This is a genomic window from Dietzia sp. IN118, assembly GCF_032905965.1.
In the GTDB taxonomy this organism is placed as follows: Bacteria; Actinomycetota; Actinomycetes; order Mycobacteriales; family Mycobacteriaceae; genus Dietzia; species Dietzia kunjamensis.
This window is the reverse complement of sequence record NZ_JAUMSR010000001.1, coordinates 559,377-579,536: the sequence shown is the minus strand read 5'-3', so window position 1 is coordinate 579,536 and position 20,160 is coordinate 559,377. Positions and strand designations below refer to the sequence as shown.

Below are 20,160 nucleotides of genomic sequence, written 5' to 3'. Positions count from 1 at the left end.
CGCAGCACCTCACGGTGTGGACAACTCGCGGCGTTCCGGAGCGTGTCAAATCAAATGAGACGTGAGGTGCTCGGTTGGGCTTGGCTAGTTTCGGGTGATCGGGCGTCGGGGTCGTTGATGGTCGCCTTTTCCGGCAGTCGGGGTGGGCGCGGTCGTCGGGTGAACCGTTCGGGGTGTTTGGCGTAGGCGGCGTCGAGCACGAGCTGGCGCCTGTCGCGGATGGTCTCGGCGGTGCCGTCGTGGACGCTGGCCGGGGTGTGCAGTCCGATCCCGCTGTGCCGGTGCTGGTGGTTGTACCAGTGGATGAATCGGTTCATCCATGCCCGGGCGGCACCGATGCTGGCGAACCGCTCGGGGTAGTTCGGCGTGTACTTCATGGTCTTGAACTGCGACTCGCTGTACGGGTTGTCGTTGCTGGTCCGCGGCCGATTGTGCGACCGGGTTACATCCAGATCGCACAGGAGTGAGGCCAACGGCTTCGAGGTCATCGCCGCGCCCCCGTCGGCGTGGAGATACCCCGGTGCCTGGCCTTGCTCGGCGATGGCGGCGGCGACCAGGTCGGCGGCCAGTTCGCCGTCTTCGACGGTCTCGATGCGCCAGCCCACGACGTAGCGGGAGTAGATGTCGATGACGACGTAGGCGTGGTACCAGATGCCCTTGGCCGGGCCCCGCATTTTCGTGATGTCCCACGACCACACATCATTTGCTGAGGGTGCGACCAGTTCGGGAATCGCCCGTGGAGGATGGGTTGCCTGCCGACGACGCTCGCCGTTCATCGCCTCGGCCGCCAGGATCCGGTGCATCGTGCGCTGCGAGCAGTGATACCGGCCGGCGTCGAGTTCGCGGGCCCACACCTGGGCCACGGACAGATCGGCGTAGGCCTCGCTGGTGAGCACTTCCAGTATCGCGGTGCGCTCGGCGGCGGTGAGCTCGGCAGGATGGCGGGCCTTGGGGTGCGGCCCATACTGGCGCGGTTTCGGATTGGCCTGGCGATGATGGGTCGCCCGCGACCTACCGACCAGGGCGCAGGACCGCACCACACCCAGCAGCGCGGTCAGCAGCTGCGCGGTTTCGGCCTGCCAGGTGCGCCAGGCGGCCCTGGTCACCCCTTGTTTTTCTTGGAGAGCGCTTCCAAGAACGCGACACCTTTTCCCATGACCTCCAACGCGGCGTCACGATCGGCGATGACCTTGTCCTTCCGGGCGGCGTCTGACTCGAGTTTGCTGATCTGCTTTTCCAGCTCAGCGATGCGCGCCTGCTCCGGCGACTGGCCAGCCCGGGGCCTTCTCTTGGACACGGTGCCCAGTGTTCCCGCTTCGATCTGGGCCCGCCACTGCTTGACGCTGGAATCGTAGAGGCCCTCTCGGCGCAGCACGCGGCCCTTCTGCCCGGACGGGGCCTGCTCGTACTCGGCGACGATGCGCCGCTTGTACTCGGCCGTGAACGCCCGCCGGGCCGGCCGCCCGGTCCGCGGGGCCTGAACCGTCTCCTGCGTCGAGGTCGTCGGCGTCGGCTGCGAGGCCTCCATGGCCGCGTCAGTAGTTGCAGTGATAGTCATGCTGGGTTCTCCTTCTCCTCACGCCCCAGCCTCTCAACCAGCCAGCCCGGGTGTCTCACCTCAGTCTGGCGGATAGGGGAGCCTGAAGCTATTGAACGCCACGCCCAAAGAAAGGGCGAAGCTGAAGGCACTGGAGTGTTCCCGCTAAAGTGGCCACTGCAATTAAGCGGCGAGTTCGTATATGTCTCTGAATCCTAGTTCAAACTCGGCTGGTGTCAAATAGCCCAGTGTGGAATGTCGTCGGGCCCTATTGTAGTACTCCTCAATCCAGGTGAATGTGCTCTTTTTGAGTGCTTTTAGAGTGGGCCACGGGCGCGTGTGAATGAGTTCCTTCTTGTAGCTCGCGAAGAATGATTCTGCGACCGCGTTGTCGAAACAAATGCCAGTGCGCCCCAATGATCGTCGGATATTGTTTTTCGTGCAGTACTTATCGAAGTCGGTGGACGTGTATTGAGTTCCGCGATCGCTGTGGAATATGACTTCTCCGGATGGTCGACGACGAGCGATGGCCATGTCCAGTGCGTCGGTGACCAGCTCGGTTCGCATGTGGTCGGCCACGGCCCATCCGACGACCATCCGGGAGTGCAGATCGATGACGGTGGCCAGGTACGCCCAGCCGTTCCAGGTCCGTACGTAAGTAATATCGCCGCACCATTTGGTGTTCGCCTCGGCCGCCGTGAAGTCGCGGCCGATGAGGTCAGGTGCCCCAACGGGGCTGTCTCCGGCGACGGTGGTGCGTTTCCACGCCTTCGGGTGGCGGCCTTCCAGACCTGCGACCTTCATGAGCCGCCACACCCGCTTGTGCGAGACCCGGTGGCCGCCGGCGGCGAGTTCCGCACGCATGCGCCGAACGCCGGGACGGCCGTTGAGGTGCTCGTAGTGGTACTCGATCAGCGCTGTTAACTCGTCGTCTCGGAGGTCTCGAGCTGAGCGCGACTTGCCGCGCCACTTGTAGTAGCCAGAAGTCGATACGCCGAGTTGAGCACACATGAACGTGACCGGATATGAATCGGATTCAGCCCAGTCCGCGATAGCCGCGAATTTCACCGCGGGTCTTTCGCGAACCAGGTCGCTACTTTTTTTGCGAACTCCACCTCCATCCGGGCGTGCTTCACTTCTTCGCGAAGGCGCTCGAGTTCCGCCCGCTCGTCCTCATTCAACGGGCGGTCAGACTCACCGTTTCCCTCGTCTCGAGTCTTCTTCACCCATTTCCCCAACGTCATCTCGTGAACGCCGATACTGCGTGCAACTTCGGCGATCGCACGGCCATCATCGATGACCAAACTTACCGCGTTGGCCTTGTACTCGGCAGTGAAGCTCCGACGAGTAGATCCCATAATCCGCTCCCTCTATCTTGGGGGAACTCACCGCTCATCTCCGGGTGTCCACCAGAGCGGGAACGGTCCATCCTGAACGCGTAGCCCGTCGCTAGACGTTGTAGCTAGGCCGACTTCTTGGTCGGAGCCTTCTTCGACGCCGTCTTCTTGACCGGGGTCTTCTTCGCCGAGCTCGAGCTGCTCCTCTTGGCCGACGACTTCTTCCCGGAGCCGGAGCCCTCGTCGTCGTCGTCGTCTTCGTCGTCTTTGTCATCGTCGTCGCTGGAGCCCGCGTCTCCCCCGCGGTCCTTCACACTCGCCCGCAGGGCGGCAAGCAGGTCGGCGACCTCGTCGTCACCGTCGTCGTCGCTGGCCTCCTCGCGCTCCTCGACCGTGAACGCCTCTCCCCTGGCTGCCTTGGCCTCAATGCGCTCGTTGAGCTGGATCTGGTAGTCGTCCTCGTACTTCTCCGGCTCGAAATCCCCGTGATCCGGACGCGGCCGAGGCCGCGATGGAGGTGTTCGTCGACCGCTCCGCCCGGTACTACCGCCGCTACCTGGCCGACGTCATCTCCCAGCCCGTGAAGTGGGAGCTGTAGCTCATACCCCGTGACGCGCCAGGTAGGCGGCGGTGGCCGGGTCAGCGGGAAGGAACGTCTCGATGACCAGTTCCGACAAGGTGACATCCAGAGCGGTTCCGAACGTTGCCATCATCGCCAAGAACGACAGACGCGCATCGCCGACTTGTACGAGCAGCGGAGCATACACGGGATTCGCATCGGTGTCGGTCGGCTGTCGGTCATCGGAACCGTGGTGGGGGTAGGCGGCCAGCTCATCGTGGAGCGAGAGCATCTCGTTGTCAGCGAACGCCAGGGCACTCCGACGAAGTCCGCCGAGCACGAATGCGCGCCACTGAGAGAAGTTGGCGATGTGAGGTGCCATGCCCTCCGGATGCAGCGTCATGCGCAGTGCGTTGAGTGGTCGCTCGGCGAGCAGATCCGGGGAGACGACCTGGGTGAGTACACCGACCGCAGCGTTGGTCTCGATCACATTCCACATCCGGTCCACCGCCAGGGCCGGGTACGGCTCGTGGGCTGCGAGAATCTCGCGCACCGCAGTCCGAGCCGATGCCATTCCGGGAGAATCCAGGTCATTCTCGGAGTAGCGCGGCGCGAAGCCGGCAGCCATCAACAATTGGTTGCGGTCCCGCAAGGGTACATCGAGGTGCTCTGCAATCCGAAGCACCATCTCTCGGCTGGGTTGGGACCGCCCGGTCTCCACAAAACTGAGGTGACGAGTGGAGATTGCTGCCCCGTTGGACAACTCGAGCTGGCTCACTCGCCGATGCATGCGCCATTGCCGGAGCAGTGCGCCGACAGAAACGGAGGCGGCGGTGCCGGTGTTCGTCGTCATGGGACAAGTCTGTCCCAGTGAACGACCCGGTTCCATGACCTCCCAGGTAATCGACGCCACGACTCGGCTGAGTTCAGAGTGGAGTCCGGACGATCGGAACCGCTGATAGTCCGACTTCGTGGGAGGGCGACATGACCGACATCTACTACGCGGACGATCTCGAACCCGGCCAACAGATCCCACTCGGGAGCTACACCATCACCGAGGAGGAGATCGTCACCTACGCACGGCAGTGGGATCCGGTGTTCATCCACACCGACCCGACCGCGGCCGCGACAACCCCGCTCGGTGGCGTCATCGCCAGTGGACTACACACCTTGGCGATCTACCAGCGCTTGGCCGTGCCCGCCTTCTGGTCCCGTTTCACGGGAGGGGTGGGACGCGGTTTCGAGATTCAGTTCCGTCGGCCGGTGCGGCCGGACACCACGTTGATCGGACACCTGACAGTGCAAGAAATGACTCCACGACCCGAACGCGGCGATGCGAAAGTGACCATAACCGCAGAACTCGCCGACACCAGCGGCGAAACCGTTCTCGAGCTGACCAACCATTCCGTACTCCCGCTCCGCAGCGCTGCCGCAGGCTCAGCTTGATTGCTGCCAGCACACCGGGAGGAGCGCTGCGGATCTCTGGATCGCGCGGCTGTCGGTGGGGGCTAGGCGGACTTCTTGGCGGGCGTCTTGCGGGCTGTCGACTTCTTGGCGGTCGACTTCTTGGCGGTCGACTTTCTCGCCGCTGATTTCTTCGCCGGCTCCTTCTTTGCCGCTGCCTTCTTGGCGGGAGCCTTCTTCGCCGCCGTCTTCTTGGCCGGGGTCTTCCTTGCCGAGCTCGAGCTGCGCTTCTTGGCCGACGACTTCTTCCCGGAGCCGGAGTCCTCGTCGTCGTCTTCGTCGTCGCTGTCGTCTGCGTCGCCGCCGCGATCCTTCACACTCGCCCGCAGGGCGGCAAGCAGGTCGGCGACCTCGTCGTCACCGTCGTCGTCGCTCGCCTCCTCACGCTCCTCGACCGTGAACGCCTCTCCCCCGGCCGCCTTGGCCTCGATGAGCTCCTTGAGCTGCAGCTGGTAGTCGTCCTCGTACTTCTCCGGCTCGAAATCCGTCGCCATCGTCTCGATCAGCGAGGCCGCCATCTTGACCTCCTGCGGCCGGACCTTCGCCTCCTTGTCCAGGCCCTCCAGAATCGCCGGGCGGATCTCGTCCGGCCACAACAACGTCTGCAGCATCAGCACGTCCTTGTACACCCGCAGCGCACACAACCGAGTCCGGTTACGCAGCGTGAACGTGCAGATCGCCAGCCGGTCCGTCGACTCCAGCGCCTCGCGCATCAGCACATACGCCCGGTTCGAGCGCGACGCCGGCTCCAGGAAATAGGCGTTGTCGAAAGCCACCGGATCCACCTGGTCGGCCGGGACGAACTCCGTCACCTCGATCTCGTGGGACTGCTCCACCGGCAGGCTCGCCAGGTCCTCCTTGGTCAGGATGACCATCTCGCCGTCCTCCGACTCGTACGCCTTGGCGATGTCGGAGAACTCGACCTCCTCACCGTTGTCGTCCCGCACCTTCTTGTAGCGGATGCGCACGCCGTCGGGAGTACGCGATAGACAGCGCCTTGCGGCAGCCGAACGCCGGTGCCCCCGCTTCGGAAGGCCTCCGTAGCCTGTATCCGTGAGACCACGCTTTCGACGCCGCCGCAGCATCGTGGTGCTGGCGTTCGTCCTGGTGGTGGGTCTTGCGGTTACTGGTCTGTCCGCCGCGCGGGCCGTGCTGTTTCCGCAGGTCGACTCGCCGGAGCACGTCGATGCGATCGTGGTGGTCGCCGGCTCCAACGACGACCGCTACGTCTACGCCCGCAGCCTCGCCGAAGAGGGCGTGGCCGACCACATCCTCGTCTCCCAGCCGCCCAGGGGCACCGGCCGCTACGCCGCCGCCATTGACTCCTACTGCGCCTCCACCCCGGTACTCGCCCGCGACGGCCGTCAGATCGATGTCGAGTGCTTCGCCCCCGACGTGGACACCACCGAGGGTGAGACCACTGCCGCCACCCGCATCGCCCGCGAGCGCGAGTACAGCTCACTGCTGGTGGTCACCTACTGGGGTCACGTATCGCGAGTGCGAATATACTTCGAGCAGTGCTTCGACGGACCCGTCTACGTGACCGACACGCCCCGGCCGCTGTCCAAGTCGAGGAAGGACGCCTTGCTGCACGAGACCGGTGGCTACCTCAAGGCGTTCATCAAGCCAGCCTGTTGAGCGTGCGTGCGTCGCGGAACGTCGCCGCCGGGAGTGGTGGACCAATGAGGCGCGGGGCAGAAAGCTGATAGGCGGTTTGCCTCCGTGGGCGCTGGTTCCCCAGCCGGTTCTCAAACGCCACTGGGTCGGCACCGACGGACTACTGAGCTCAAGACGATTGAGTCGCCGGGGCCGCGGAGGGGGAGCCCGCAGCCGCCGGCGACTCTGTCGCGCACGATGCAGGATCGCGACCAAACGCGGTCAGCGTAGTCCGCATCGTTGCGGAGCCGGCGACACCTCGAGGGGGGATAAGGCTACGCCACCGACTGCCAGCGACAATATCCGCAGAGTGGCTACTACACAACTGTCAAGTTTGTATGCATGCCTAACGAATCAAGGCCCGTCAGGGCGGGCCTCCGCCTCCCGCAGAGCGCCCAGGCGGACCGGGCCAACCTGTTGATTAATCAGCAGGACGAGTCAATCGCGTCCTATGGTCAAGGAACACCCCCGCATTCCCCTCACAAAGGACCACCATGACCACGCAGACCATCGACATCCCGCACCTGGGCGGCTCGACCATCGGCTACAGATTCGGCCGCACCTACGACCCCTCCCTGCCCACCCTGGTGATGGCCAACTCGTTCACCACCTCCGTCGAGCTGTACCGCCCGCAGTTCGCCGACGACTCGCTCAGTTCGCGGATGAACCTGCTGGCGATCGAGCCGTACGGGCACGGCGCCACCCGCTCGCGGCACCGGCACTTCACCTACTGGGACAGCGCGATCGCCAACCTGCAGGTGCTCGACGCACTGGGTATCGACACTGCATTTGCCCTGGGAACCTCGCAGGGCGGGTGGATCGTCACCCGGATGGCGCTGCTCGACCCCGACGCGATCCGCGGCATCGTCGTGGTCGGGACCTCGATGGACTACGAGAGCCAGGCCAGCATGGAGCGCGGCTGCTGGGACGGCTCCGACTTCTGCAGCCCGGCGATCGACGCACTCGCGGCCCCCGTCGGCGACGACTGGGTGGTCGACGACGACTTCGTCCTGGGCGTCCTCGCCGCCGGCCTCGGCGAGAACGTCTCCGACGCGGAGAAGCAGTTCTGGCTCGACACCTACCGCACCAACTATCGCGGCGATGAGGGCCGGCACCGCCTGCGCACCGCGTCGGTCAACCTCCGCGACCGCGACGGCCTGGAGGCCCGGCTCGACGGCGTCACCTGCCCGGTCCTGTGGCTCCAGGGCACAGGACCGGGCAGGTGTACTCGGTGGCCAACGCCGAGGACGGCATCACGCGCTTCACCACCTCCCCCTCCGCCGAACTGCAGATCGTCGACGGCGGCCAGCACTTCCTCACGGCCTCGGATCCCGACACCGCCAACACCGCGACCCTGGCGTTCGTGGAGAAGTGGAGCTGACGTCACCGCGCAGTGAGCGACTCCCCGATCGCCTGGATGTACTCAGCCCGCACACAGGGCGCGACCATAGCATCAGGCCAGTGAGACCCCGCTCCGTCGCCGCCTGTCCACACTCGTGTCGGCGCTGCTCGTGCTGGGTGTGCGGGGGACCGTCGTCGTCGCTGGACTTACCGCCGCGCAAGCAGCCCTCTTCCGCAGACCGATTCGTCGGACGCGTCTCCGCCACCGGCAACCTCGGCATCGCGATCCCCGTCGGCGACGACGGCCTTCTCCGCGTGGGCACGCTCTACCGGGGCCGGTGGCGTTCGTAGATGGGGATTAGGGGCGGGAGCGGTCAGGCCGGGACTTAGTGCGCGCAGCGCGTGGTGCCCCTTCCGCTCGAGGAAGGGGCACCACCGCGTTTGCGGCCGGTTCGAGCCCAAGTATCCAGCTAGCTCGTGAAAATGCAGCAGTACGCGATGGTTGGCTCCCTCGAGGCGGGGCAGGGATGGACCCTACTGTTCCGTCGCGTTCCAGTCTCACTCCTCGGTTAGTGCATTATTCTCCATGTGAAACTCTCTCTTGCAGCTCTGGCTTCGCTTACCCTCTTGACCGTCGTTGCTCTAGCAGGATGCAGCGAGCCCAGTACTCCAATCAAGCCTGCTCCAGACAACACCGTGGAGGCAGAAATTCCCGATGTGCAAACTATCGCAGGCAGGACCTTCGAGAACGGAGTGCTGACCACACCCGATATGAAACTCAGCATCACAGATTACCGTGTGATCCCGGTAGGAGCTGAGGGCAACGAATATGGGAATACTCCCCTGCTCGCGATCTGGTACGACACCACTCATCTCGGTACCCCCGACAGAGAGGTCTCACCTCTGGCCGCCTTCATCGTGAACTTCATGGCCTACCAGGACAACGACCCCAACATCGTTAACAAGCTCAGCATGGGAGCCCTGCCCGATGACACCTACTTCGATACCCAGTCAGCAACGCTCAAGCCCGGCGGCACCATTGCGAACGCCGTGTCGTATCAACTGACGGACACGACTACCCCCGTTGACCTCGTGGCGATCCACCCTCTCGGGGAGGTCGGTCGAATGACCTTCACCCTGAACTGAGCACTGCAGCGGCGAACACGGGGCGGGGTGCAGCGCACCCGCCCCACTTCAGGCCGCCACTTCGCACCTGAGCGGTGTGAAAGCCCTACTACTGAACCCTGGCAGGCTTCTGTCACGTCTTATTGGTAGTGGACGCGTGCTGCTCTTAGGTGCTCGTCAGCCGATCACCCCGCGGGTGACCGTACGCACGGAACCCTTACTTGTAGTAGCCAGCCACGCTGGCAAGGTAAGTCGGGCATTCCCTGCCATAGAGCTCTACCAAGAACGGCACCGATTCTCCGTCGGCCAACTCCTTATCATTCGCCCCCGATCCCCTGCCTGCCTCGAAAAGCAGCTCGTCGTCGTCGAAGCAGAACACACTAACGGTGTAGGAGCCATCTATTGGGACGCCGCTTCGATTCGTAGCTTCCCCCACGAAGGTGTCACCCAAATGGTTCATTTCGGTGATTACGAGCGGGGCACGGTGGTATGAAGCCATGCTGGCCTCGTCGTATTCCACATCGAATGAATACTCGGCGTCGGAGGGAATTTCGACCGACGATGGGATGTAGATGTAGGAAGTACCGATCGCTCCAGGCTCAACGTGCGCGGGCATGTCGCCTTGACTGCCTCCGGTCGCGACCAGCTGACCGCCGCTACGAACCGTCGCGGTCCATTCCATCTCCGCGATGTAGTCGTCCGTATTGTTCCTATAGACAAATAGCAGCTTAGACCCTGTCCTCGGACCGACCATGATGACCGACACCTCCCCCGGGTCGCCCTCAGCGAAACCGGGATCCGCCGTCCCGCTTAGGAGCTCACCGTCCTCGTACGGCCAGGGCACCCGCTCCGAACTGTCTGAGTCAGGGTATTCAGCGATGTCAGGGGGCGGCGCGACCGCGGTGACCTGCGCTCCCTGAGACGGCCCCTCGCTGGATGAACCGGCCGACGAGCCGCATGACGCGAGCATGACGGTACTGAGAAGGAGAGCGGTTAAGCCGGCTAAGATCTTCATGAGCAAGACCTTACAGATGTAGTCGGTTTCGACCAGCCATAGGCCACGACTGCCGTGTACCCGCCCCGGCCCGCGCCGGGCCCGCACTAGACGGAGTGCTGGCCTTCTCTGCACTGGCGCTGTTTTCAACTGGCGCTATTTTCAGACGAATAGTCCCGATCTTGAGCTTGGCGTGCCGCGTTCCTCGCAAGAGCAGACGCCGTGTTAGTTGCGTGCGCCGTCGGAAGCGCTGCTTAAGAGCCTCGAGAGTCGACTAAATCTGTCGCCCGAGGCCATGCGTTTGCAGCTCGGCGCGGTCGAGGGATGCCAGCGCCGCCACGACCTAGGCGCAAGTCAGAGTTCGCGGGGTCGGTTCCTCCAGCGGGGCGAAATGTGGTGAATGGTTGGCCGGGATCTTTCGGCCCACCGCGCCACGGGCCAGTGCGTCCGGGTAGCGGGCGGGGCCGATCGAGCCCACGGTCCAATACGTGCACGGCACCCCGAACGCATCCGGGATGCGAGAGAGATCCTCCGACGCGGTGACGCGGGTGGCCTCGTACACTACGGACTGCCCGAAGTGCTCGACGAACGGCAGTGCCTCCCGCATAAGCACCTAGGCGAGCGTCAGCGCACAGTGAGCGACTCCCCGACCGCCTGGACGTACGCGTACTCGTCCCCGAACAGCAGCTGATCGGCCTTCGCCCGCCGGAAGTAGTGATGCAGCGGATGCTCCCAGGTGAACCCGATCCCCCCGTGCACCTGGATCGCCTCCTCCGCCGCCGTCATCGCCGCGCGCGAGGCCAGCACCCGGGACGCCGCGGCGAGGTCGGCCACCTCCGCCGCGCTCGGCCCGTCAGAACCCTGCTCGGCGCCACCCGAGGCGTCCAGCACGGTGGCCTCGGCCAGCTCGATCGCGACGAGTAGATCGACGAGCTTGTGCTTGATGCCCTGGAAGGAGCCGATCGTCCGCCCGAACTGCTGACGCGTCCCGGCATACTCCACCGCCATCTCCAGGCACCTCCGCGCGAGGCCCACCTGCTCCGCGGCCAGCGCGATGAGGATGCGCGAGCGCACCCCCTCGAGACGCGACGCGACATCCGGCCCCGAGATGCGGCGCGCCGCGGCTTATCCCGGTCGAGTCCCGCGAATAGCCTCTCGGATAACCCGGTTCCGTGCCTACGCGAGAAGGTTGATCTCTTGCGCACGATCCCACCTAGAACAGATCGGACCTACCGTGACCTCTGCTGTCGCCAATATCGCCGCCTGGACCTTCGTCGCAGAGTGCCCGATTCCAGAAGATATCGGGCCTCTGCTCGTTCAGGGTGAGCAGCCGATCGCCGCGTACAAGACATTCCGCGACTCGGCGATCTTCACCACCAAGCGCCTCATCGTGCGGGACGCACAGGGACTGACAGGCAAGAAGGTCGAGATCTACTCCCTGCCGTACAACGCGATCAACATGTGGTCGTCCGAGAACGCGGGGAGGATGCTCGACTTCAACTCCGAGCTCGAACTGTGGACACGGGCCGGCCACATCAAGATCAACCTGAACCGGGGAGTCGACATCCGAAAGCTAGACCACCTCATCGCGCATGTCGTCCTGGAGTGTTCCCGCTAAAGTGGCCACTGCAATTAAGGCTCTTCGCATCTGAGTGTGGGTGAGGGCGACACGCCGGTGAAGCAGTAGGGAGCAAGAGGGTCGAGGCCCTGAAGGATTGGAAGTACCTCTACACCCAATCCCGAAGGGGCCTCGACCCATGTCTGAGCCTATCGGGTGCTGCCGGCCTGCCGCTGGCGCCGCACCTTCGTCTCGTTGTTCCCGCTGCGATGTTCTCGTCGGTCTCGATGACGTGTACGTCCTTGATGCGCGCATGGTCGACGAGCACCTAGAGGTGACCGTCGAGTCCGAGCCTGGGCCTGTCGGGTGCCCCGACTGCGGCGCCGTCGGAGTAGGCCATGGCCGGCAGGTAGTGCGTCTGGTCGACATCCCCTCGTTCGGTCGCCCCGTCACGATCATCTGGCGCAAGCGCCGCTTCCTGTGCCCGGGAGCGGCGTGCGAACGCTGCACCTTCGTCGAACATCTTCCCGGCCTGGCCTCGCCGCGGCACGCCACCACGACCCGCGTAGTGGAGTGGGCGGTACAGCAGCTGCGACGAGAGCACGCCACCGTCAACGGACTGGCCCGCCAGCTCGGCACCGCGTGGCACACCGTGTGGACGCCGGTCAAGGCCGTGCTGCAGTCGCTCGCCGATGATCCGGACCGCTTCGACGGCGTCCTCACCCTCGGAGTCGATGAACACATCTGGCACCACGTCTCCCGCCGCAAACGCGGGCCGAAAGAACTGACCGGGATGGTCGACCTCACCCGCGATCGGGACGGAAAGGTGCAGGCCAGACTGCTGGATCTCGTGCCAGGCCGCTCCGGGGCAGTGCTGGCCGACTGGCTCACCGGACGCGGTGAGGGCTTCACCAGCGGTGTCGAGATCGCCGCCTTGGATCCGTTCCACGGCTACAAGCGGGCCATCGATGACGAACTCGAGGACGCCACCGCGGTGCTCGACGCTTTCCATGTCGTCAAGCTCGCTCTCGGTGCCGTGGACGAGGTCCGCCGTAGGTTGCAGCAGCAGATCTGCGGGCACCGCGGACGTAAAGGCGACCCGCTCTACGGGATCCGCACCATCATCCGCTGCGACCCGGCACGGCTGACCGAGCGGCAGTGGCGACGGTTCAATGACGCACTGGCCGCCGACCCCAGGCACGAGGAACTGTTCCTCGCCTGGCAGATCGCCCACGAACTCCGACAGGCCTACCACCATAAAGACCTGCCAGCCGGGCGCAGCGCTGCGGAGAAGATACTCGCGACCTTGCCGTCCTGCCCGATCCCAGAGATCGCCCGCCTCGGCCGCACTCTTCGCAAGTGGAAGGACTCCTTCCTCGCCTACTGGACCACCGACCGATCCAACAACGGAGGAACCGAAGCGATCAACGGCCTCATCGAACTCCACCGGCGCCTGGCCCGCGGCTACCGCAACCGCGACAACTACCGCCTGCGGATGCTCCTCATCGCCGGCGGGCTACGGACCTGACCCCACACTTAGATGCGAAGAGCCGCAATTAAGCGGCGAGTTCGTATATGTCTCTGAATCCTAGTTCAAACTCGGCTGGTGTCAAATAGCCCAGTGTGGAATGTCGTCGGGCCCTATTGTAGTACTCCTCAATCCAGGTGAATGTGCTCTTTTTGAGTGCTTTTAGAGTGGGCCACGGGCGCGTGTGAATGAGTTCCTTCTTGTAGCTCGCGAAGAATGATTCTGCGACCGCGTTGTCGAAACAAATGCCAGTGCGCCCCAATGATCGTCGGATATTGTTTTTCGTGCAGTACTTATCGAAGTCGGTGGACGTGTATTGAGTTCCGCGATCGCTGTGGAATATGACTTTTCCGGGTGGTCGACGACGAGCGATGGCCATGTCCAGTGCGTCGGTGACCAGCTCGGTTCGCATGTGGTCGGCCACGGCCCATCCGACGACCATCCGGGAGTGCAGATCGATGACGGTGGCCAGGTACGCCCAGCCGTTCCAGGTCCGTACGTAAGTAATATCGCCGCACCATTTGGTGTTCGCCTCGGCCGCCGTGAAGTCGCGGCCGATGAGGTCAGGTGCCCCAACGGGGCTGTCTCCGGCGACGGTGGTGCGTTTCCACGCCTTCGGGTGGCGGCCTTCCAGACCTGCGACCTTCATGAGCCGCCACACCCGCTTGTGCGAGACCCGGTGGCCGCCGGCGGCGAGTTCCGCACGCATGCGCCGAACGCCGGGACGGCCGTTGAGGTGCTCGTAGTGGTACTCGATCAGCGCTGTTAACTCGTCGTCTCGGAGGTCTCGAGCTGAGCGCGACTTGCCGCGCCACTTGTAGTAGCCAGAAGTCGATACGCCGAGTTGAGCACACATGAACGTGACCGGATATGAATCGGATTCAGCCCAGTCCGCGATAGCCGCGAATTTCACCGCGGGTCTTTCGCGAACCAGGTCGCTACTTTTTTTGCGAACTCCACCTCCATCCGGGCGTGCTTCACTTCTTCGCGAAGGCGCTCGAGTTCCGCCCGCTCGTCCTCATTCAACGGGCGGTCAGACTCACCGTTTCCCTCGTCTCGAGTCTTCTTCACCCATTTCCCCAACGTCATCTCGTGAACGCCGATACTGCGTGCAACTTCGGCGATCGCACGGCCATCATCGATGACCAAACTTACCGCGTTGGCCTTGTACTCGGCAGTGAAGCTCCGACGAGTAGATCCCATAATCCGCTCCCTCTATCTTGGGGGAACTCACCGCTCATCTCCGGGTGTCCACCAGAGCGGGAACGGTCCATCCTGAACGCGTAGCCCGTCGCTAGACGTTGTAGCTAGGCCGACTTCTTGGTCGGAGCCTTCTTCGACGCCGTCTTCTTGACCGGGGTCTTCTTCGCCGAGCTCGAGCTGCTCCTCTTGGCCGACGACTTCTTCCCGGAGCCGGAGCCCTCGTCGTCGTCGTCGTCTTCGTCGTCTTTGTCATCGTCGTCGCTGGAGCCCGCGTCTCCCCCGCGGTCCTTCACACTCGCCCGCAGGGCGGCAAGCAGGTCGGCGACCTCGTCGTCACCGTCGTCGTCGCTGGCCTCCTCGCGCTCCTCGACCGTGAACGCCTCTCCCCTGGCTGCCTTGGCCTCAATGCGCTCGTTGAGCTGGATCTGGTAGTCGTCCTCGTACTTCTCCGGCTCGAAATCCCCGTGATCCGGACGCGGCCGAGGCCGCGATGGAGGTGTTCGTCGACCGCTCCGCCCGGTACTACCGCCGCTACCTGGCCGACGTCATCTCCCAGCCCGTGAAGTGGGAGCTGTAGCTCATACCCCGTGACGCGCCAGGTAGGCGGCGGTGGCCGGGTCAGCGGGAAGGAACGTCTCGATGACCAGTTCCGACAAGGTGACATCCAGAGCGGTTCCGAACGTTGCCATCATCGCCAAGAACGACAGACGCGCATCGCCGACTTGTACGAGCAGCGGAGCATACACGGGATTCGCATCGGTGTCGGTCGGCTGTCGGTCATCGGAACCGTGGTGGGGGTAGGCGGCCAGCTCATCGTGGAGCGAGAGCATCTCGTTGTCAGCGAACGCCAGGGCACTCCGACGAAGTCCGCCGAGCACGAATGCGCGCCACTGAGAGAAGTTGGCGATGTGAGGTGCCATGCCCTCCGGATGCAGCGTCATGCGCAGTGCGTTGAGTGGTCGCTCGGCGAGCAGATCCGGGGAGACGACCTGGGTGAGTACACCGACCGCAGCGTTGGTCTCGATCACATTCCACATCCGGTCCACCGCCAGGGCCGGGTACGGCTCGTGGGCTGCGAGAATCTCGCGCACCGCAGTCCGAGCCGATGCCATTCCGGGAGAATCCAGGTCATTCTCGGAGTAGCGCGGCGCGAAGCCGGCAGCCATCAACAATTGGTTGCGGTCCCGCAAGGGTACATCGAGGTGCTCTGCAATCCGAAGCACCATCTCTCGGCTGGGTTGGGACCGCCCGGTCTCCACAAAACTGAGGTGACGAGTGGAGATTGCTGCCCCGTTGGACAACTCGAGCTGGCTCACTCGCCGATGCATGCGCCATTGCCGGAGCAGTGCGCCGACAGAAACGGAGGCGGCGGTGCCGGTGTTCGTCGTCATGGGACAAGTCTGTCCCAGTGAACGACCCGGTTCCATGACCTCCCAGGTAATCGACGCCACGACTCGGCTGAGTTCAGAGTGGAGTCCGGACGATCGGAACCGCTGATAGTCCGACTTCGTGGGAGGGCGACATGACCGACATCTACTACGCGGACGATCTCGAACCCGGCCAACAGATCCCACTCGGGAGCTACACCATCACCGAGGAGGAGATCGTCACCTACGCACGGCAGTGGGATCCGGTGTTCATCCACACCGACCCGACCGCGGCCGCGACAACCCCGCTCGGTGGCGTCATCGCCAGTGGACTACACACCTTGGCGATCTACCAGCGCTTGGCCGTGCCCGCCTTCTGGTCCCGTTTCACGGGAGGGGTGGGACGCGGTTTCGAGATTCAGTTCCGTCGGCCGGTGCGGCCGGACACCACGTTGATCGGACACCTGACAGTGCAAGAAATGACTCCACGACCCGAACGCGGCGATGCGAAAGTGACCATAACCGCAGAACTCGCCGACACCAGCGGCGAAACCGTTCTCGAGCTGACCAACCATTCCGTACTCCCGCTCCGCAGCGCTGCCGCAGGCTCAGCTTGATTGCTGCCAGCACACCGGGAGGAGCGCTGCGGATCTCTGGATCGCGCGGCTGTCGGTGGGGGCTAGGCGGACTTCTTGGCGGGCGTCTTGCGGGCTGTCGACTTCTTGGCGGTCGACTTCTTGGCGGTCGACTTTCTCGCCGCTGATTTCTTCGCCGGCTCCTTCTTTGCCGCTGCCTTCTTGGCGGGAGCCTTCTTCGCCGCCGTCTTCTTGGCCGGGGTCTTCCTTGCCGAGCTCGAGCTGCGCTTCTTGGCCGACGACTTCTTCCCGGAGCCGGAGTCCTCGTCGTCGTCTTCGTCGTCGCTGTCGTCTGCGTCGCCGCCGCGATCCTTCACACTCGCCCGCAGGGCGGCAAGCAGGTCGGCGACCTCGTCGTCACCGTCGTCGTCGCTCGCCTCCTCACGCTCCTCGACCGTGAACGCCTCTCCCCCGGCCGCCTTGGCCTCGATGAGCTCCTTGAGCTGCAGCTGGTAGTCGTCCTCGTACTTCTCCGGCTCGAAATCCGTCGCCATCGTCTCGATCAGCGAGGCCGCCATCTTGACCTCCTGCGGCCGGACCTTCGCCTCCTTGTCCAGGCCCTCCAGAATCGCCGGGCGGATCTCGTCCGGCCACAACAACGTCTGCAGCATCAGCACGTCCTTGTACACCCGCAGCGCACACAACCGAGTCCGGTTACGCAGCGTGAACGTGCAGATCGCCAGCCGGTCCGTCGACTCCAGCGCCTCGCGCATCAACACATACGCCCGGTTCGACCGCGACGCCGGCTCCAGGAAGTAGGCGCTGTCGAAGGCCACCGGATCCACCTGGTCGGCCGGGACGAATTCCGTCACCTCGATCTCGTGGGACTGCTCCACCGGCAGGCTCGCCAGGTCCTCCTTGGTCAGGATGACCATCTCGCCGTCCTCCGACTCGTACGCCTTGGCGATGTCGGAGAACTCGACCTCCTCACCGTTGTCGTCCCGCACCTTCTTGTAGCGGATGCGCACGCCGTCCTTCTTATCGACCTGCCGCGCATGCAGATCGTGGTCCTCCGTCGCCGAATACACCTTGACCGGCACATTCACCAGACCAAAGGAGACCTCGCCCTTCCAGATGGATCGCATGGGGAAAGTATGCGATATCGGGGCGCGTGGCGCCGCCGGTCGCGGGCAGGCGCAACTGGAATGCTGTGGTGCATGCCCGCCGACGTCGGTCCCCTCCTCCTGCTAATCGCGGCGGCATCCGTCATCCTCGGCACGGTCCTGCAACGGGTCAGCGGGATGGGGGTCGGGCTCGTGGTCTCGCCGACGCTCGCGCTGCTGCTCGGGCCCGTCACCGGCGTGCTGCTGACCAACATCACGACCACCGTCTCCGCGGCCCTCATCGCGATCACGCTGTGGCGCGACATCGACTGGCGCCGCTATCTCCACCTGGCACCGCTGATCGTCGTGGGGTCCGTGCCCGGCGCCCTCCTCGTGGGCGCTGCCGACCGCAGCTGGCTCGAGGTGGTGATCGGCGCTGCCCTGCTGGGCACCCTCGTCTTCACAGCACTCGTGCGCATCCCGCAGGTGGGCGGTCGGTGGCCGGCTGCAGTCGCCGGGACGGCCGGAGGATTCCTCAACACCGCGGTGGGAGTGGCCGCGCCCGCGATGCTCGTCTACGCGCAGGCGACGGGCTGGAACCAGCGGTCCTTCGCCGCCACCCTGCAGCCGATCTTCTTCACCATGGGCGCTACCTCCGTCATCACCAAGGTCGGTCTCGGGGCCGCGCCGATCTCCGGGTTGCCGCCGATCGGCGTGATCGGGCTCGTCGTGGCGATGGTTCCGATCGGCATTCTTCTGGGTGGCGCGGTGGCCACGCGAGTGTCCGCCACGGTGGGGCGACGGGTCGCCGTCGTCGTCGTCACCCTCGGGGCTCTCACCCTCCTCGGGCGAGGGATCGGGGGGTTGGCCGGGGTCCTCTGAACGGTGGGCCGACCTCGCCGTGACAGCCGACGCGCCGTCGGCCTGTTCGCGCCGAGGAGACACAATGGGGCCATGGCATCCCCGGAACAGCGCGCACAGTTCGAACGATTCGCCCCGCTCCTGGTCCGAGAAGGCGTCGACGTACAGACCGCGACCATCGCCGACCTCCAGGCCGGAATGGAACGCGCACAGCAGCGCCACAAGGCCGCCGTCGAGCAGGTCCGGGCCGTTCTCTACGCCCACGAACGGGGCGACACCTCTGCCGCCGGCGAGCTCCTCGAGGCCCTGGAGCTGACCGCCGATACCTCTCCCCCGCCGATCCCCGACGCCCTGACCGTGGCCTCCCGCTTCGGCCAGCTCGCCCAGTCGGTGGCACCGGATCTGCCCGCCGCCGTCATCGCCACGGTCCGCGACAGCGCACGGCTTCCTGACGCCCCGGACGGCATGGCCGGCCTGTGCGACGCGGTCCTGCTCGACTGCGACGCAACCTCCGGCATGCGCACCGCGATCGGCGAGCACGGGCTGGCCTCCGCCCTCTACGCGGCCGCGGCCATGACCAGCGCGGTGTTCAGCCTGTGGTCGAAACAGTCCGGGCGGTCGATGGACGAGCTCATCAGTAGCCACGCCTGAGCGGTCAGGCGGTTACGCGGGCGTCGGCGACGGTCGGGACCACGGGTTGCCGTCGTCGTCGTCACCCTCGGGGCTCTCACCCTCCTGGGGCGAGGGACCGGGGGCCCGGCCGGAATGTTCCTCGGGGGCGCGTGGTTACTCGGCGGGGAAGCAGTCACTCGTACCACCAATCCAGCGGAGCCGTCCCGACTTACGGGTCCCGCGGGAAAGAGGAACAATGACCGTCTCAACCAGCACCGTCCGCGCCGTCGGAGTGACGACCTACGGGGGCCCCGACGCCCTGCAGGTCGTCGACGTCCCCGCCCAGGAACTCGGGCCGACCGACGTTCGCGTGCGCGTCACGGCCGCCACCATCAACCCCACCGACACCTACACGCGCAACGGTTCTCGCTCGAAGACCGGAACCCCGCGTGGAGCTGCCGACGTCCCGGGCATGGACATCGCCGGAGAACTCGTCGAGATCGGCGAGAACGCGCAGACCTCCCTGTCGGTCGGCGACCGGGTGATGGGGATCGTGGTCCCCCGCGACGAGCACGGTGCGTACCGCGAGGACATCGTCTTGCCTGCACAGTCGATCGCCGCCGCACCCCGCGATGCCGACGACGTCGCCGCGTCGACGCTTCCGATGAACGGGCTCACCGCCCGGCGCGCTCTCGACCTGCTGGGGTTGAAGCCCGGTGAGGTGCTCGCGGTCACCGGCGCGGCCGGATCGACCGGTGGGTATGTGGTGCAGCTGGCCAAGCATGCCGGCCTCGTGGTGGTGGCCGATGCGTCCGAGTCTGACGAGGAGCTGGTGCGGTCGCTCGGCGCCGACCAGATCGTGCGGCGGGGCGAGGGCGTCGCCGACCGCATCCTCGAGCGCTACCCCGACGGCGTCGACGGACTCTTCGACGGAGCCGTGCAGGACGCCGCCGTCCTCCCCGCGGTCAAGACCGGTGGCGGGGTCGCGACGGTGCGCTGGTACCAGGGCGACGGCAGCCGCGACCTCAAGGTCCACGCCGTGAGCGTTGCGGATATGGCCGAGGAGCAGGACAAGCTCGACGAGTTGCGGCGGTTGGCGGAAGACGGCGTGGTCACCCTCCGTGTTGCGGACAGCTACGCGCCCGCGGACGCGTGGCGAGCCCACGAGCGTCTTGAGGCCGGTGGGACTCGGGGGCGGTTGGTGATTGACTTCACGAAATGAGGGGTGGGGGCGGGTCGGTGGCCCGGCGGGTCGGTGGCCGGCTGCGGTAGTTGGTGCTTCCGGAGGGTTCCTCAACATCGCGGTAGCCGCGGCCCGCTGGGTCGTAACTAGGGCCACC

The 20,160-nt window shown here is 65.1% G+C and carries 24 protein-coding genes and 1 pseudogene; 10 read left to right on the top strand and 15 right to left on the bottom strand.

Features of this window, described 5'->3' with window-relative positions; genetic code table 11:
- Positions 1 to 50: 50 nt before the first annotated feature.
- The 6 genes from Q2K20_RS02790 to Q2K20_RS02765 form a co-directional block, all read right to left on the bottom strand.
- Positions 51 to 1,106, bottom strand: coding sequence for an IS3 family transposase (locus tag Q2K20_RS02790; RefSeq protein ID WP_317176645.1), 1,056 nt, complete (start codon positions 1,104 to 1,106; stop codon positions 51 to 53).
- On the bottom strand, positions 1,103 to 1,558 hold the full coding sequence (locus Q2K20_RS02785) for a transposase (protein ID WP_317176644.1): 456 nt from the start codon (positions 1,556 to 1,558) through the stop codon (positions 1,103 to 1,105). The genes Q2K20_RS02790 and Q2K20_RS02785 overlap by 4 nt, the downstream gene beginning before the upstream one ends.
- 162 nt (positions 1,559 to 1,720) lie before the next feature.
- A complete protein-coding gene (locus Q2K20_RS02780) occupies positions 1,721 to 2,605 on the bottom strand; it encodes an IS3 family transposase (protein ID WP_317176643.1) in 885 nt (294 codons plus the stop codon).
- Positions 2,602 to 2,895 (bottom strand): transposase, encoded by a 294-nt coding sequence (locus Q2K20_RS02775; protein WP_006898371.1) that lies wholly within the window; start codon positions 2,893 to 2,895, stop codon positions 2,602 to 2,604. Before Q2K20_RS02775 ends, Q2K20_RS02780 begins: the two co-directional genes overlap by 4 nt.
- 104 nt (positions 2,896 to 2,999) lie before the next feature.
- The gene (locus Q2K20_RS02770) at positions 3,000 to 3,188 is read right to left on the bottom strand and encodes a hypothetical protein (RefSeq protein ID WP_317176635.1); all 189 of its coding nucleotides are present in this window, start codon (positions 3,186 to 3,188) and stop codon (positions 3,000 to 3,002) included.
- A 285-nt stretch (positions 3,189 to 3,473) separates the two neighbouring features.
- Positions 3,474 to 4,286 (bottom strand): helix-turn-helix transcriptional regulator, encoded by an 813-nt coding sequence (locus Q2K20_RS02765; RefSeq protein ID WP_317176634.1) that lies wholly within the window; start codon positions 4,284 to 4,286, stop codon positions 3,474 to 3,476.
- 131 nt (positions 4,287 to 4,417) lie between these two features.
- On the opposite strand from Q2K20_RS02765, the gene Q2K20_RS02760 reads away from it, so the two are divergent.
- Entirely contained in the window at positions 4,418 to 4,879 is a 462-nt protein-coding gene (locus tag Q2K20_RS02760; RefSeq protein WP_317176633.1) for a MaoC/PaaZ C-terminal domain-containing protein, read from the top strand.
- 62 nt (positions 4,880 to 4,941) lie between these two features.
- On the opposite strand, the pseudogene Q2K20_RS02755 reads toward Q2K20_RS02760, so the two are convergent.
- A pseudogene (locus Q2K20_RS02755) lies at positions 4,942 to 5,871 on the bottom strand (Ku protein); the annotation flags it as partial.
- A gap of 79 nt (positions 5,872 to 5,950) precedes the next feature.
- Here Q2K20_RS02755 and Q2K20_RS02750 point away from each other — a divergent pair.
- The 3 genes from Q2K20_RS02750 to Q2K20_RS02740 all read left to right on the top strand — a co-directional run bounded on the left by Q2K20_RS02750 (position 5,951) and on the right by Q2K20_RS02740 (position 9,040).
- Positions 5,951 to 6,535, top strand: a complete 585-nt coding sequence (locus Q2K20_RS02750; RefSeq protein WP_317176642.1) for an ElyC/SanA/YdcF family protein — start codon at positions 5,951 to 5,953, stop codon at positions 6,533 to 6,535.
- A gap of 512 nt (positions 6,536 to 7,047) precedes the next feature.
- Complete coding sequence (locus Q2K20_RS02745; RefSeq protein WP_317176641.1) at positions 7,048 to 7,950, top strand: alpha/beta hydrolase; 903 nt, start codon at positions 7,048 to 7,050, stop codon at positions 7,948 to 7,950.
- Positions 7,951 to 8,482: 532 nt separating this feature from the next.
- Positions 8,483 to 9,040, top strand: a complete 558-nt coding sequence (locus Q2K20_RS02740) for a DUF5067 domain-containing protein (RefSeq protein WP_317176640.1) — start codon at positions 8,483 to 8,485, stop codon at positions 9,038 to 9,040.
- A 196-nt stretch (positions 9,041 to 9,236) separates the two neighbouring features.
- Here Q2K20_RS02740 and Q2K20_RS02735 read toward each other — a convergent pair whose 3' ends face one another.
- The 3 genes from Q2K20_RS02735 to Q2K20_RS02725 form a co-directional block, all read right to left on the bottom strand.
- Positions 9,237 to 10,034 (bottom strand): hypothetical protein, encoded by a 798-nt coding sequence (locus Q2K20_RS02735; protein WP_317176639.1) that lies wholly within the window; start codon positions 10,032 to 10,034, stop codon positions 9,237 to 9,239.
- A 322-nt stretch (positions 10,035 to 10,356) separates the two neighbouring features.
- Positions 10,357 to 10,626: a hypothetical protein gene (locus Q2K20_RS02730; protein ID WP_317176638.1), complete on the bottom strand. Its 270-nt coding sequence runs from the start codon at positions 10,624 to 10,626 to the stop codon at positions 10,357 to 10,359.
- Between the two features lie 11 nt (positions 10,627 to 10,637).
- The gene (locus Q2K20_RS02725) at positions 10,638 to 11,087 is read right to left on the bottom strand and encodes an acyl-CoA dehydrogenase family protein (RefSeq protein WP_317176637.1); all 450 of its coding nucleotides are present in this window, start codon (positions 11,085 to 11,087) and stop codon (positions 10,638 to 10,640) included.
- Positions 11,088 to 11,247: 160 nt separating this feature from the next.
- Here Q2K20_RS02725 and Q2K20_RS02720 point away from each other — a divergent pair, with 160 nt between their 5' ends.
- Both Q2K20_RS02720 and Q2K20_RS02715 read left to right on the top strand, forming a co-directional pair.
- Positions 11,248 to 11,631 carry a PH domain-containing protein gene (locus Q2K20_RS02720; protein ID WP_317176636.1) on the top strand — a complete coding sequence of 128 codons (384 nt, stop codon included), beginning with the start codon at positions 11,248 to 11,250 and terminating at the stop codon, positions 11,629 to 11,631.
- Between the two features lie 253 nt (positions 11,632 to 11,884).
- Positions 11,885 to 13,099 carry an ISL3 family transposase gene (locus Q2K20_RS02715; RefSeq protein ID WP_007631245.1) on the top strand — a complete coding sequence of 405 codons (1,215 nt, stop codon included), beginning with the start codon at positions 11,885 to 11,887 and terminating at the stop codon, positions 13,097 to 13,099.
- A gap of 28 nt (positions 13,100 to 13,127) precedes the next feature.
- Here the strand turns inward: Q2K20_RS02715 and Q2K20_RS02710 are convergent, their stop codons facing one another.
- The 4 genes from Q2K20_RS02710 to Q2K20_RS02695 all read right to left on the bottom strand — a co-directional run bounded on the left by Q2K20_RS02710 (position 13,128) and on the right by Q2K20_RS02695 (position 15,693).
- Positions 13,128 to 14,012, bottom strand: a complete 885-nt coding sequence (locus Q2K20_RS02710; protein WP_204650704.1) for an IS3 family transposase — start codon at positions 14,010 to 14,012, stop codon at positions 13,128 to 13,130.
- The gene (locus Q2K20_RS02705; protein ID WP_006898371.1) at positions 14,009 to 14,302 is read right to left on the bottom strand and encodes a transposase; all 294 of its coding nucleotides are present in this window, start codon (positions 14,300 to 14,302) and stop codon (positions 14,009 to 14,011) included. The genes Q2K20_RS02710 and Q2K20_RS02705 overlap by 4 nt, the downstream gene beginning before the upstream one ends.
- 104 nt (positions 14,303 to 14,406) lie before the next feature.
- Complete coding sequence (locus tag Q2K20_RS02700; protein WP_317176635.1) at positions 14,407 to 14,595, bottom strand: hypothetical protein; 189 nt, start codon at positions 14,593 to 14,595, stop codon at positions 14,407 to 14,409.
- Positions 14,596 to 14,880: 285 nt separating this feature from the next.
- On the bottom strand, positions 14,881 to 15,693 hold the full coding sequence (locus Q2K20_RS02695; RefSeq protein ID WP_317176634.1) for a helix-turn-helix transcriptional regulator: 813 nt from the start codon (positions 15,691 to 15,693) through the stop codon (positions 14,881 to 14,883).
- Positions 15,694 to 15,824: 131 nt separating this feature from the next.
- Between Q2K20_RS02695 and Q2K20_RS02690 the strand changes: the two genes are divergently transcribed.
- A complete protein-coding gene (locus Q2K20_RS02690) occupies positions 15,825 to 16,286 on the top strand; it encodes a MaoC/PaaZ C-terminal domain-containing protein (protein WP_317176633.1) in 462 nt (153 codons plus the stop codon).
- 62 nt (positions 16,287 to 16,348) lie between these two features.
- On the opposite strand, the gene Q2K20_RS02685 is transcribed toward Q2K20_RS02690, so the two are convergent.
- On the bottom strand, positions 16,349 to 17,389 hold the full coding sequence (locus tag Q2K20_RS02685) for a Ku protein (protein ID WP_317176632.1): 1,041 nt from the start codon (positions 17,387 to 17,389) through the stop codon (positions 16,349 to 16,351).
- Positions 17,390 to 17,461: 72 nt separating this feature from the next.
- Here Q2K20_RS02685 and Q2K20_RS02680 point away from each other — a divergent pair, with 72 nt between their 5' ends.
- From Q2K20_RS02680 to Q2K20_RS02670, 3 genes are all read left to right on the top strand, one after another.
- Entirely contained in the window at positions 17,462 to 18,229 is a 768-nt protein-coding gene (locus Q2K20_RS02680) for a sulfite exporter TauE/SafE family protein (RefSeq protein WP_317176631.1), read from the top strand.
- Positions 18,230 to 18,301: 72 nt separating this feature from the next.
- Positions 18,302 to 18,859 carry a hypothetical protein gene (locus Q2K20_RS02675; protein ID WP_317176630.1) on the top strand — a complete coding sequence of 186 codons (558 nt, stop codon included), beginning with the start codon at positions 18,302 to 18,304 and terminating at the stop codon, positions 18,857 to 18,859.
- A gap of 217 nt (positions 18,860 to 19,076) precedes the next feature.
- Positions 19,077 to 20,042: an NADP-dependent oxidoreductase gene (locus tag Q2K20_RS02670; protein WP_317176629.1), complete on the top strand. Its 966-nt coding sequence runs from the start codon at positions 19,077 to 19,079 to the stop codon at positions 20,040 to 20,042.
- Positions 20,043 to 20,160 lie beyond the last annotated feature (118 nt).

What these genes read in the sequence shown, in the direction of transcription:
- Q2K20_RS02785 (WP_317176644.1), bottom strand. Translation starts at nt 1,558, where the DNA reads ATGACTATCACTGCAACTACTGACGCGGCCATGGAGGCCTCGCAGCCG.
- Q2K20_RS02775 (WP_006898371.1), bottom strand. Translation starts at nt 2,895, where the DNA reads ATGGGATCTACTCGTCGGAGCTTCACTGCCGAGTACAAGGCCAACGCG.
- Q2K20_RS02765 (WP_317176634.1), bottom strand. Translation starts at nt 4,286, where the DNA reads ATGACGACGAACACCGGCACCGCCGCCTCCGTTTCTGTCGGCGCACTG.
- Q2K20_RS02760 (WP_317176633.1), top strand. Translation starts at nt 4,418, where the DNA reads ATGACCGACATCTACTACGCGGACGATCTCGAACCCGGCCAACAGATC.
- Q2K20_RS02745 (WP_317176641.1), top strand. Translation starts at nt 7,048, where the DNA reads ATGACCACGCAGACCATCGACATCCCGCACCTGGGCGGCTCGACCATC.
- Q2K20_RS02735 (WP_317176639.1), bottom strand. Translation starts at nt 10,034, where the DNA reads ATGAAGATCTTAGCCGGCTTAACCGCTCTCCTTCTCAGTACCGTCATG.
- Q2K20_RS02715 (WP_007631245.1), top strand. Translation starts at nt 11,885, where the DNA reads ATGGTCGACGAGCACCTAGAGGTGACCGTCGAGTCCGAGCCTGGGCCT.
- Q2K20_RS02705 (WP_006898371.1), bottom strand. Translation starts at nt 14,302, where the DNA reads ATGGGATCTACTCGTCGGAGCTTCACTGCCGAGTACAAGGCCAACGCG.
- Q2K20_RS02695 (WP_317176634.1), bottom strand. Translation starts at nt 15,693, where the DNA reads ATGACGACGAACACCGGCACCGCCGCCTCCGTTTCTGTCGGCGCACTG.
- Q2K20_RS02690 (WP_317176633.1), top strand. Translation starts at nt 15,825, where the DNA reads ATGACCGACATCTACTACGCGGACGATCTCGAACCCGGCCAACAGATC.
- Q2K20_RS02685 (WP_317176632.1), bottom strand. Translation starts at nt 17,389, where the DNA reads ATGCGATCCATCTGGAAGGGCGAGGTCTCCTTTGGTCTGGTGAATGTG.
- Q2K20_RS02680 (WP_317176631.1), top strand. Translation starts at nt 17,462, where the DNA reads ATGCCCGCCGACGTCGGTCCCCTCCTCCTGCTAATCGCGGCGGCATCC.
- Q2K20_RS02675 (WP_317176630.1), top strand. Translation starts at nt 18,302, where the DNA reads ATGGCATCCCCGGAACAGCGCGCACAGTTCGAACGATTCGCCCCGCTC.
- Q2K20_RS02670 (WP_317176629.1), top strand. Translation starts at nt 19,077, where the DNA reads ATGACCGTCTCAACCAGCACCGTCCGCGCCGTCGGAGTGACGACCTAC.